Below are 11,992 nucleotides of genomic sequence, written 5' to 3'. Positions count from 1 at the left end.
GGGCGAACGCGTTAAAGAGGCGCCCGTTATCGCTTCAGGAGGTCTTTTCAAAAGCGCACAATCAATCGCCCTTGTTGCCGATCAGCTGTTCGTAAAGCGCCTCGATATCCCGCACCAATCGCTGCTCGGAATAGGTTTCCGCCACAAATCGGCGTGCATGCTGCGTTCGCGTCGCACGCAACTCTTCATTGCCGTTGATCAAAAATCGCAACCCCTCCGCGAAAGCTGCCGGATCGCTGTTGGCGCACATGATCCCGCGCCGGCAGACCGCGAAGCCTTTGCGCCGGCCGTTTTCGGGCAAAGGCTTACCCATCAGATCCTGGACCCCGCCCGCCTTGGTGGTGATCACCGGCACCCCCGCCGCCATGGCCTCGATGATGGAAACCGGTGTTCCTTCGTTAATGGAAGTAAGCGCCAATACATCCAGATCGGCGTAAACCCTATCGACCTCTCGGGTCCAACCGCAAAAAAACACGCTGAGGCCGATGCCCAGGTCCCGGGCATAGGTTTCCAGTGCCCGTCTCAGTTCGCCATCCCCTATAACGGCGAACTGTACCGGCGGATGATTCCGGGCCGACAAAACATCTCTTGCCGCTTCCAAAAACAGGTGATGGTTTTTGATGGGCACCAAACGCCCCACAATACCCACCAGGATCGACGATTCGTCCAGCCCATGCATTTTTCGGAAAGCACCCTTGCCGTGACGCGCCTTGGCGTGAAAAAAAGGCGACAGGTCGAACCCAAGGGGAATCACCTTCACCTGACCGGCCTTTGCGATGGCATACCTATCGACCAACTCCCACTTTTGGGTGGGACTGATGGCGACGATGGTGTCGGTGAAGCCCGCCAGGAACCGTTCAATGATCGTGAACATCCTTGACTTGACCGGGCTGAAGTATCCCTCGAGCACATTGCCGTGAAAGGTGTGCACCAGGGCCAGTGATCTACCCGTCAGCTTCATATAGGCAATGGCCGCAAGTCGGCCGATGGCGCCGGCTTTGGCGGTGTGGGTGTGAAGAATGTGCGGTTTGTGGCGCCGTATAAGCCCGAACAACCGGAAAAGCGCCACCAGATCCTTGAGGGGACGGATCTCGCGTTGCAACTGCGCAATGGGATGCACCGCACCGTTGCAACCGTGCAGCAAGAAGGCCATGCTCCCCTCTCCCGCCGAAATCGAGCCATGGGTCAAGCGCGAATCAAAGCGCTGTTGATTCAGCCTGCGGGTGAGCAAGGCCACATGGATGGAAGGGCCGCCGATGTTCAGACGGGATATGATGCGCAACACCCGGATGCGGTGGTCGTTCCCGGGCGGCTGTTGCCGCGCATTGCGCGCCGGAGGCCGTTGTCCCCTTTGCATATCGGCGACCTGCCGGACCAAATTCAAAAGAACCACAAAAAAACAGCGCATCGCCAAAGCCCAGAACGCCAACGGCACCAGCAGCCGGGAAACGCCTGTCGCATGTTTGTCGAACAACTTATAACAACTGTGATGAAAGTGACAGACCGACTTGATCGGCTTGGTGCTGCTGCTCATGCCCACGATGTGAATCATTTCCGCCCCGGGATAATAAACGATGCGCCACCCGGCTTCATGTATCCGCTTGCACAGATCGGTATCTTCCCAGTAGAGGAAAAAACGATTGTCAAAACCACCCACCGCATCGAACGCTGCCCGCCGAACGACCATGCAGGCGCCGGAAACCCAGTCCACAACCATCGGATACCGGCTTTCCGCGTCGAAGCACATGAACTCCTTGCGGGAGACCCGGTTGTTGGGAAAAAAGCGCGTCAAAGGCGACTTGCGGCCGAAGGCATAACTCCAGGCGGTGGGGAAACGTCTGGCCGACCCCTGGATACTGCCGTCCGCATCGAAAACCCTGGGTCCCACCACCCCCACATCGGGATGTGTCTCCAAAAATTCGACCACCTTACCGAAAAAGTGGTTCACAATGACCGTATCCGGATTCATGATCACGGCGTAGTCCGACCGGCATTCCGCCATACCCAAATTCACCGCCCGGGAATACCCCAAATTACGTTTGCTCAACACCAAACGCACCTCCGGATGATGGCCCACGATTCTATCAGGACCGTCCTGGGAGGCATTGTCCACCACCACGATACGGGAAACCAACCCCGCACCGTTGCGCTTGATGCTCTCTATCGCCCGAACAGCACAATCCGTGCTGTTATGGTTAACCATTACAATATCCATGGTACCCGCGATCACCTGTTTGAATGTCTGCTGTTACAAAGCACAACGGTCATCATTTACCGCAAAGCCCGGCCCGACTCCACTGCAGCGCTCATCACCCGTCGCGAAGGACGCGGCGCAAGGTTGATAAACCCAAGGAGGACGTGCTAAATCCTTACCCAACGACTTCACCGCGCGGTGTCCCACCCGGCATCGCGCACAACGAAAGTGCCGCCACCCGATGCACCAACCCTTTGCTTGCATTGTCGTCACCTACCATCCGGACCGCCAAGCGCTCCGCAACCTTGCGCACCTCGCCGCTTGGTGCGATCTGCTCGTGGTGGTGGACAACACCCCCATGGAAGCGCGGCCCCGTTTCTGCCGTTGGGACAACAGCCTGCTGATCCTCAACGACCAAAACATAGGCCTGGCCGCCGCTCTCAATCAGGGCATTCGCCTGGCCGGCCAACAGGGACTGGACAACATCTTCCTGTTCGATCAAGATTCCCGGGTGGACCGCGCCTTTTTTACAGAAATGCTGGCCTTCAGGCAGCGCATCGACCGGCGAACCGACCGTTGCGCCCTCTATGTACCCCAATTCTTCGACCGCAACTGCCAAAGCCTCACCCGGTTTCCGCAAATCCGCAAATATCGCTTCGGTCACCACTCCCGCCCCGATGCCCGCGGCGCCCTGCTGGGCACGGGCATCATCGCCATCACCTCCGGCAGTCTCCTGCCCTACTCGCGCTACCAGGAAATCGGCCCCTTTCCGGAAGCGTACTTCATCGATTTCATCGACAATGAATACTGCTTGCGCATGGCCGGCAAGCATCTTCAAGTCGCCGTCAATTACAATGCGGTGCTCAACCACGCCATCGGCCACCGCTCGCAGCACAAATGGCTCGGGTTGACCCTCAAGCCCAACAACCATCCGCCGGTCCGCCGCTATTACATCGCCCGCAACGGCATCCGAACTGCATTGCAGCACTTCAGGCCATTTCCCGCTTTCAGCGCCTTGATAGCGCTGCGCCTGATCCACGAAGCGCTCACTATCATCATTTACGAAAACAGAAAACATAAAAAAATTAGGGCCATGCTCCTCGGGGTGCTGGATGGCCTCACCGGCCGCATGGGGCCGTGTACCCGCGCCGCCATCACCTGACCCTCGGTTGCAAGGCCCTGTCGCCTCGACCGTTGAAGCGTTTTCTTATCTCTTGTGCCGGTTCCAGGCGGTCGCCACCATCATCTCCAACGCTTCATAACGTGGCTTCCAACCCAGCTCTGCTTTAATCTTTGTGCAATCCGCCACCAGCACCGCCGGATCGCCGGGTCGCGCCTTTTCGAAACGCACCGGTATGGGGCATCCTGTAACCGCCCGTGCCGCCGCCACCACTTCCATAACCGAATATCCGCGACTATTCCCGACATTATAGATCAGTCCCCGAGAGCCATCCATCAGGGCCTGGAGCACCAGCACATGGGCCCAAGCCAGATCGTTGACATGCACATAGTCCCGAATGCAGGTCCCGTCCGGCGTGTCATGCTCCTGGCCGAATACTGAAAATGCGCCCTCCAGGCCCGCGGCAACGCCCAGCAGCCGAGGGATGATGTGGGTCTCAGGATCATGCATCTCGCCGATCACTCCCGACGGATCGGCACCCGCCGCATTGAAATAGCGTAAACACCCGAAACCCAAATCATGCGCCTGCGCACAATCCTGTAGCAATCGCTCCACTGTCAGCTTGGTCGCGCCATACGGACTGGTCGGCAAACACCGGTGGGACTCATCAATGGGCAATTGGAGCGGCTCCCCGTAAACCGCCGCACTGGAAGAGAAAATGAAACGGCGCACCCCGTGCCGCAGTGCAGTATCCAGCAATACCATAGTGCCGCCCACATTGTTCTGGTAATAGCGCATCGGATACGCCACAGACTCGCCAACCTGGGAAAAGGCGGCAAAATGCAGGATCGCATCAAAGCGTCCAGCGGCGAAAAGATCTTCCAGTAAAGGTACGTCACCCGTTGCGCCCTGAACAAAAGTCCCCCAATGCACCAGTTCCCGAAACCCGGTGGACAAATCATCCAGAACCGTCACCCGGCACCCCAGAGCGTCAAGCAATTTGACCACATGCGACCCGATATACCCCGCGCCGCCCGTTACAAGGATACGCAAACCCCTCATTGAAAATCCTCAAACCACCTGATTTCGAATTCCCATCCCGATCCAAGATGCGTTGTGCTCAGCCAGGGACGGCATTACCGGCTTCGTTCTCCACAAACCTTGCCTAATAGGTCCGTTGCAACCCTTCTTCCAGCCCGATTCGCGCCTTCTTCCATCCTTCCGAAAGGGCACTCAATGCTGGGTTGATAGTGTAAAAAACTTGCCCCACCATTCTGAATTTTCAGATAAAGTGCTACGGTTTGATCTACCATTTGTTCCAATGAAAAGAATTGTTTCACCCTGGAAATCCCGCCCTCACCATATTGTTCGCATATGTCCGGATTGCATAATAAATGGTTGACGGCTTCTGCAAGTGCATCCGGATTGTTCGGCGGGATGACAAGGCCTGTTTTCTCGTGGGCGTTTACAAAACTCGTGCCTGTCCCGAGTTCGGTGGACACGACCGGTTTGCCGCAAGCCATTGCCTCCAATTGAACAATGCCGAAAGCCTCGCTGCGTTCAACGGACGGCAACACAAAGACATCACAAGCGTGGAAATAGTCGGCAAGCGTTTCGTCATTCAGCTCGCCCAACACCTCCACATTGGCCGGCAACCCGTGCGGCCCAAGCGAATTGATAACCTGTTCATCATTGTGATCCGCGCCCACGACGAGCAGCTTGGCATCGATTTTCTGCATGGCTTCCATCAGCACATGCAATCCCTTGTAATATCTGGATCTGCCAACGAACAAAACAAGCCGCTCGCCGTGCTTCCGGCGCAGATGGACAGTACGAGAAAGTCTGTCGAAATTGTTGTTAAAGTTATTCAAATCGATCCCCAGCGGGATGATCGCACACTTGTCCTTGTACTTACACAAAACTTTGGATGTTTGATAATATTGTGGCGATGTGACGATAATGACATTCGCTTTCTTAAGAAAATTCCGCATGAACGGCGCGTACAGTTCTTTCAGATAGACCTGTCGTACAATATCACTGTGATAAGTCACCACAACTTTCTTCTTCAAACCGGATACCAGATAGGAAAATTCCGCCGTCGGATTTGGAAAGTGAAAGTGGAGTATATCGGCATTCGAAGCAAGTTTTCTAATCCAGAAAGGCATGCTGAAATTCAGTGGCGCGGACGACAGACGCCCCAATTGGGGCACCTTATACACATTGATCCCTTCGCAGCAATCCATCTCCATGCGCCTGCTCGTGTTCGAGACCAAAACTTCAACCTCGATCCACCTGCTCCGCAAGCCATTGGAAAGCAAGTTGACATGTTTTTCAATTCCGCCTTTAACCGGTGGATAATAATCCTTATATATTTGCAATACCTTCATTGTTCCCCCGCATTCAAAGTTGGGTTGATGTCCTTCAAGCATTCAATGCGGCTTGGTATGCGGCAATCGTTTCATTGGTACAGCGTTGCCAACTGAAGTGCCCTGCCCTGGCGAGCCCTTTTTCAACAGCCCTGGTCCTCCACCCCTCGTCTTTCAAACCGACCCCGATCAATCGGGATAATCTTTCCACATCTTTTGCATCGCACATCGCGGCTGCATCTCCCACGACCTCAGGCAGTGATGCCGCGTTGGAACACACCACCGGCACACCGGAAGCCATCGCTTCCAGTACGGGAAGGCCAAAACCTTCATACAGCGAAGGAAATACGAACAATCGCGCGCCTGCGAAAAGGAACGGCAAATCATGGGCAGGCACGAACCCCAGGTAACGTGCCCATCCCGCCTGCGCTGTAGCGGTCAAACGCGCATGCAGAGCATCGCTGTTCCAACCTTGGTATCCTGTCAAAATCAACGGCCATCTTCGCCTGATGTCCACCGGCAGCATCATGTACGCATCCAATAAAAGATCGATGTTCTTGCGAGGCTCTATTGTGCCCGCGAATAGGCAATACCCGCCTGCCGTCAAGCCGTATTTCTTCAGACGGCGATTCGTTTCCACGGGCCGCCGCGGATGGAAGGCTGCCTCGGCGGCCAACGGTACGGCATGGATCTTTTCCAGCGGCCAGTTAAAATAATCGGCGACCTCCCTTCGAGTGTATTCTGAATCGGTAATCAACACCTTGGCCCGCTGGAGGGACAATTCGATCTCGGGTAACATGAAACGAATGCGTTCCGCAGGATGGCACTCGGGCCAAAGGCATGGCGATAAATCATGAATCGTCACAACGCTGGTCCCTTTGAAGGGGGGAAGGTAATAATTGGGACCGTGAAAAACATAATCCTCCATGCCCCTCAAAACGCGCGCTTTCAAACGGGGCGCCACCCTGCGGTACAGGGAAACAATGGCCCTGCTCTTTGCCAACATCCGGCGCAAGCCTGCCCTATGTTCGGCGGAAGAGTTCTCTGATGGTTCCGTCAGTGTGTCGGACAAACGCCCACCCCTCAAAAAACGAAGACTGGCCACCTCACCACTTAAAGCCAGTCCCTTCGCCAATTCATACGTATATCGACCGATACCGGTCAGAGGGAATTTAATCGGATCGACGGAAAGCACTACTTTCAATAGGCATCCACCTCGGTCAGCATCCAACGCAGGGTCTCCTCCAAAGGCGGGCTGTCCCAATCGCCGATGAGCCGACGCAGTTTAGAGGCGTCCCCACATAGCGACCGGACGTCGTTCGCGCGCACAAACGCCGGATTGACTTCCACCCCGGGCTTGTGACCAGTGATCCGTTTCGCCATGGACAAAACATCACGCAGTGAGTGGGTTCTACCGGAACAGATGTTCACGGTCTCACCTTTCGGCCGCACCTCTAATAATCGTCGATAAACTGTCGCCACGGCCCTGACATCGGAAAAATCCCGCCAGACATCCATATTGCCCAACTCGATAACGGATGCCCGCTGACGAAAGTGCTCGACAATCTTGGGCAACAGAAATGATTTTGATTGCCCCACCCCGGTGTAATTAAAGGGCCGTGTTATCACAATCGGCAATCTCTCGAACCATAAGCGTGCCATGTATTCCATCGCCAACTTGCTCAGGGCATAATCATTGGCCGGATTGGGCGGCGTTGTCTCGCTCAACACGCCTTCGGTGCTGTTGCCATAAACATTCGCGCTGCTTGCAAGAATCACGCATTCAGGTTTTTTTTCAACAGCGGCGAGCGCGGCCAACAAATTGCGCGTGCCCATCAAGTTCACTCTGTAGAAATCATCCACCTTGTCGTGACCAACGAATGAGACGGCCGCCAAATGAACAACAGCGTCGGCCCCCACATAACCGACCGCCTCATTAACCGAAGCCGCATGGGTCAGGTCGACGTGGCGGTAGCACGTTTTGCTCGGGCCGGAATGTTCACAGAATCCCCAAACATCCCAGCCGTGTTTTGCAAGTTCAACTTCGACGTAGTGTCCAGTGAAGCCCGTAATTCCAGTAATCAGAACCCTTTTCATAGCTTGGCTTTCAATAACACACTCCTGATTCGTTGCGTCGGATATCGGCCTCGACCATCAACGCGCATAGTTCTTCCAACGTCGTTTCGGCTTCCCAACCCAGTTCCGTCCTGGCCTTTTCAGGGTTGCCGATCAACATATCGACCTCCGCCTGACGGTAAAATTTTGGATTGATTTTAACCAAGGTTCGCCCGCTTGCGCGATCAATTCCTGTCTCGTTGGTACCCTCGCCTTCCCACCTTAGGTCATATCCGGCCACCTTGGCCGCCATGGTTGCAAATTCACGCACCGATTCGGAACGTCCAGTGGCCAGCACATAAGTGTCAGGCTTTTCCGCCTGCAGCATGCGCCACATCCCATCGACATACTCCCGGGCAAATCCCCAGTCCCGCTTTGCATCAAGATTGCCCAGCTCCAATGCATCGAGCTTGCCCAACTTGATTTTAGCGATGCCGTCCGTTACCTTGCGCGTCAGAAACTCCAATCCGCGCAACGGTGACTCATGATTGAAAAGTATGCCGCTGGTGCCGAAAATGCCGTATGCTTCACGATAGTTGATGGTCATCCAGTGCGCATAGAGCTTGGCAACTCCATAGGGGCTGCGGGGGTAAAAGGGTGTTGACTCCTTTTGCGGTATCTCGCGCACCTTGCCGAACATTTCCGAGGTCGAAGCCTGGTAGTATCGGATCTTGGGGTTAACGATCCTTATGGCTTCGAGCAGGTTCACTGCACCTATACCTGTAATTTCACCGGTTGTGATGGGTTGCTCGAAGGATACACCCACGAAGCTCTGTGCGGCAAGGTTGTAAACTTCAGTTGCTTCAGCTTTCTGCAACAATCGGATGCTCGATGACAAATCGGTCAAGTCATATTCCATCAGATGAAGGTTCGGGTGCCCTTGAATCCCCAACTCCTCCATCCGCCAGAAATTGACAGAACTGGTGCGACGGAAGGTGCCATAAACCGAGTATCCTTTTTCGAGTAATAGCGATGTCAAATACGTACCATCCTGACCGGTAATTCCAGTGATAATCGCTTTCGATGCCACTTTTTGCTCCTAAAAAGAATTTTAAATGCATACAAGTTATGATTCCACATTCATGACGAAAAGGAAGTTATGAAAAGCAGTGATAGGCGGCACAGTTTCAATTATTTTTCAGTTCATCATGGATAAGTTTTATGGAAAACAGAGCTATACCTAAAACCCGACCATCGTGACTTCCCTGTAACTCCTTTGGTGATATGGCACTTGGCACCTCAATCATAATACTCTGCGAAGAACCTGCATTAACTAAAGGTATCACAATTTCTTGTGGGTCCGAGCTTCTTACACTAATTAATTTTGCCTCTACGGGACCGATAGACACACCACTGAGTAGAACATCAACAGGTCGAAGTTTAGATGCACCATATACCGCAAATTTGATCTCAACATGGCACTCGGTGAGGTTACATAACTCGGGTATCGGCAACCTTAATTGAGCCGCCTTGCCAGACCAGACATGTTTTTGCTCCAGATCGTACCAACCCGTTGCAAGTACTCGAAGCAAAACTGGAGAACGATCCGCCACGCTCACCGGGTAAATATCGTCGACTGCTGGTCGGCCTTTTACCCAGAGTGTCGGTCCATCCTGGGGGCTCAACGCGGCAGGGTGAACATTTAGACCTTGTTCATCTAAATTTCTGGTGTAACTAAACAATGGGCCATCACATTCTTCGAACCATTTCTCAGCGCTTATACGTTTTAATTCATAGTCAAAAAGCTGAAACCCGAAATCGAACCAGTAAACATGCCGACTGTAGCTATTGATTCCAGAATGATCAAATCCAACGCAAGTTCCTACAGGAAATTTTTCCCTCACAAACAACGCGGCATCCCATTTCTTGCTTGCAATTAGCGCGGCTGCACTATGCCAGCTAATCTGAAGATAACTGGAGTACAGAAACATAGCTAAAACTACTGAGTAACCTAACCGACGCGGCATCCATGCAGCCAATCCAATTAATCCACATCCAGTGGCTAACCAGACCCACAGCCCCTGATCTCTAAACCAAAAATCTTGCCAAAATGCAGAGATGTTGAAACGTGCGATACCCACATAGGTTTCGAATTCCATCGACAAGAGGGCCGCAGATATTACTGCGATGGGTACGGCCCAAATCACGTTTCTAAAGTTATTTGACATCGCCCCAATGAGCAAAACAGGCGCGATTACCCCTTCAACATAACGTCCATACATCCAGTGATCGAGTCGCTGTGCCTCGGGTGTCGAAGAAAACAACAATACTGATAACCCGACTACACCCAACACTGATAGTGAAAGAAAAATCGCAGTTGCACTTTGTACTAAATCTTCATAAACGCGATTATTGGCATTCTTGGGACCGAACCTATTACTCCATAGGTCGACAAAGCCTAACCAAATTAGACCTAACGATCCAATACTTAAATAGAAGACATGGCCACCTGTTCGGGAAATAACGTTTCTTATCCCATCCCATGTAAACAGTGGTTGTAGAAGGCTAACAATGCTTGGGTAGTGAAGCCCTGGCGGTGCTCCGCTAATCGTCATTCGTTCATGTAACCAAGGCGTAAATCCGTACTTATAGATTACGATCATCAAGGCGGCCGCGAGAAACATAATCGCGTACTCAATATATGCGGCGCGTTTTACTGCTACAAATCCACAAGAAACACTGAATGCAATCAAAACAGCTATTGCTGTCGTATGAATCCAAAACAGAAATCCGGACAAAAGGCCCAACAATAACCAAGTCCCCCATTTACCTCTTATGCATTTTGTAAAAGCAATAAATGAAAGCACATAAAAGGGTGCAAACGCGATTTGGGAAAAGCTATATCCAGCCATTATAACCCACATAGGGTAGGCAGACACTAAAATGACGGCCCAAATGCGCCGCGCTAAAGGAACTTCAGGGCTAAACAGTCTAGCTAAACACCATAAGCTGCAAACCAGTATGAAAAATAAAGCGGCATTAATCAGTTTCACACCTACCCATATTGTCGCGGGCGTGTGCGCAAACCAAAATGCAGGGACTAGTAAAAGTGAGTAGCCGGCGCCATAACTGCTTGCGTGGTCATTTAAAAATCCCGCTATAGCCGCTGCATTGTTTAGATAACTGCTTTCATCGGCCTGTATCATTGGTCCGATGATAGAACTATTGGAAAAGTAGACAATTATTGCAGCAGCAAGGGATATTGCCAAGCCCAGCGAGTTATATTTAAAGTGTTTTGACGGTGTCATTGGAGTTCAGAGGCGCTTTCAATGCAGTTGATACAAAAAAGAAAAGTAAATCACCTATTACCGTTACCAATCGTCCCAACACCACTGCCAGTAATAAATCAGCCTGCTCGATTCGCCCCCCGAGCAGAAACAACAATACCATCTCTCTCACTCCCACACCTGCCGGTGCGCCTGGCGTTAATAAACCAGCCAACCATGCGATCACATAGGCCCCACAGAAGGCAGGCAAACCAACCAGACCGATAGTTGTAGGTGTCACGGCCGATAGAGTTGCGATGAAGACCGTGCCCGATATGGCAAGAAACGTCATTTGCCAAATCAGAGCGACACCTATCGACGGGGATAACAGAGGGCACAAAGTCACAACCAGCAACACCGATATTACCACAAACAGTGCGAATGATATCCAAAGGGATAGATCGGGGAACAACAGTGGCACGGCGAGAAGGCCATAAATGGTGCCGGCCACGGCGATCAACCCCAACTCCCATACAGCAGATTTAACCAGCGGTGGTGCCTTAAACCCTGCCGCCATCCCCAACGCTTGGCGTCCCGCCAAATGGAAGATGTTGCCAGGAACATACTTCGCAAGCTGCGATAGACCGTAGGTCTTGATAGCCCATTTCCAGTCAGTATTCACTTTAAGGAAATTCAGGATGTGCCACCACGCGCGGGCCAATAAGGCGTTGGCGGCGCCATATATTAAAGCGAACAGGCCAATGATCGTCCAGGCAGTAGCATCGAAGATGGATATATCGACTTGGTGTGAATAGGTCTTAAGCCTAAGAACAACGAAGACGACGCCAGTAACGCACAATGCGCATCCCAAGCAATGAAGTAATCGTTTCAAGTATAAATTTACCCGCCTACCATTTCAATCTGCATAGTAATATGGTCCGTGGTGATGGGGTCTCATATTCTACAACGTGTAACTATTCAGCGTAAATTT

Annotated in this window: 9 protein-coding genes; 1 reads left to right on the top strand and 8 read right to left on the bottom strand. The window is 52.5% G+C overall.

Annotated elements, in window-relative coordinates; all coding sequences use genetic code 11:
- Nucleotides 1-61: 61 nt before the first annotated feature.
- The gene (locus MRX98_RS18010; protein WP_246913302.1) at nucleotides 62-2,203 is read right to left on the bottom strand and encodes a glycosyltransferase; all 2,142 of its coding nucleotides are present in this window, start codon (nucleotides 2,201-2,203) and stop codon (nucleotides 62-64) included.
- A gap of 232 nt (nucleotides 2,204-2,435) precedes the next feature.
- Between MRX98_RS18010 and MRX98_RS18005 the strand changes: the two genes are divergently transcribed.
- Nucleotides 2,436-3,356 carry a glycosyltransferase family 2 protein gene (locus tag MRX98_RS18005; protein ID WP_246913300.1) on the top strand — a complete coding sequence of 307 codons (921 nt, stop codon included), beginning with the start codon at nucleotides 2,436-2,438 and terminating at the stop codon, nucleotides 3,354-3,356.
- Between the two features lie 45 nt (nucleotides 3,357-3,401).
- Here MRX98_RS18005 and galE read toward each other — a convergent pair whose 3' ends face one another.
- The 7 genes from galE to MRX98_RS17970 all read right to left on the bottom strand — a co-directional run bounded on the left by galE (nucleotide 3,402) and on the right by MRX98_RS17970 (nucleotide 11,893).
- Entirely contained in the window at nucleotides 3,402-4,376 is a 975-nt protein-coding gene (galE, locus tag MRX98_RS18000) for a UDP-glucose 4-epimerase GalE (RefSeq protein ID WP_246913298.1), read from the bottom strand.
- A 74-nt stretch (nucleotides 4,377-4,450) separates the two neighbouring features.
- Nucleotides 4,451-5,743: a glycosyltransferase gene (locus MRX98_RS17995; protein WP_246913296.1), complete on the bottom strand. Its 1,293-nt coding sequence runs from the start codon at nucleotides 5,741-5,743 to the stop codon at nucleotides 4,451-4,453.
- Complete coding sequence (locus MRX98_RS17990) at nucleotides 5,736-6,875, bottom strand: glycosyltransferase family 4 protein (protein ID WP_246913421.1); 1,140 nt, start codon at nucleotides 6,873-6,875, stop codon at nucleotides 5,736-5,738. The genes MRX98_RS17995 and MRX98_RS17990 overlap by 8 nt, the downstream gene beginning before the upstream one ends.
- Before the next feature lie 5 nt (nucleotides 6,876-6,880).
- On the bottom strand, nucleotides 6,881-7,777 hold the full coding sequence (locus tag MRX98_RS17985; protein WP_246913294.1) for a GDP-mannose 4,6-dehydratase: 897 nt from the start codon (nucleotides 7,775-7,777) through the stop codon (nucleotides 6,881-6,883).
- Nucleotides 7,778-7,787: 10 nt separating this feature from the next.
- The gene (gmd, locus tag MRX98_RS17980) at nucleotides 7,788-8,825 is read right to left on the bottom strand and encodes a GDP-mannose 4,6-dehydratase (protein WP_246913292.1); all 1,038 of its coding nucleotides are present in this window, start codon (nucleotides 8,823-8,825) and stop codon (nucleotides 7,788-7,790) included.
- A 97-nt stretch (nucleotides 8,826-8,922) separates the two neighbouring features.
- Nucleotides 8,923-11,043: a hypothetical protein gene (locus tag MRX98_RS17975; protein WP_246913287.1), complete on the bottom strand. Its 2,121-nt coding sequence runs from the start codon at nucleotides 11,041-11,043 to the stop codon at nucleotides 8,923-8,925.
- Complete coding sequence (locus tag MRX98_RS17970; RefSeq protein WP_246913285.1) at nucleotides 11,021-11,893, bottom strand: hypothetical protein; 873 nt, start codon at nucleotides 11,891-11,893, stop codon at nucleotides 11,021-11,023. The genes MRX98_RS17975 and MRX98_RS17970 overlap by 23 nt, the downstream gene beginning before the upstream one ends.
- Between the last annotated feature and the right edge of the window lie 99 nt (nucleotides 11,894-11,992).

It is taken from the genome of Desulfatitalea alkaliphila, assembly GCF_022968795.1.
Lineage (GTDB): Bacteria > Desulfobacterota > Desulfobacteria > Desulfobacterales > Desulfosarcinaceae > Desulfatitalea > Desulfatitalea alkaliphila.
Note: the sequence above shows the minus strand (reverse complement) of the source record. Positions and strands in the feature narration are given on the sequence as shown.

Excerpts from the sequence above, each read along its gene's own strand:
- MRX98_RS18010 (WP_246913302.1), bottom strand. The coding sequence starts at position 2,203 with ATGGTTAACCATAACAGCACGGATTGTGCTGTTCGGGCGATAGAGAGC.
- MRX98_RS18005 (WP_246913300.1), top strand. The coding sequence starts at position 2,436 with ATGCACCAACCCTTTGCTTGCATTGTCGTCACCTACCATCCGGACCGC.
- galE (WP_246913298.1), bottom strand. The coding sequence starts at position 4,376 with ATGAGGGGTTTGCGTATCCTTGTAACGGGCGGCGCGGGGTATATCGGG.
- MRX98_RS17995 (WP_246913296.1), bottom strand. The coding sequence starts at position 5,743 with ATGCTTGAAGGACATCAACCCAACTTTGAATGCGGGGGAACAATGAAG.
- MRX98_RS17985 (WP_246913294.1), bottom strand. The coding sequence starts at position 7,777 with ATGAAAAGGGTTCTGATTACTGGAATTACGGGCTTCACTGGACACTAC.
- MRX98_RS17975 (WP_246913287.1), bottom strand. The coding sequence starts at position 11,043 with ATGACACCGTCAAAACACTTTAAATATAACTCGCTGGGCTTGGCAATA.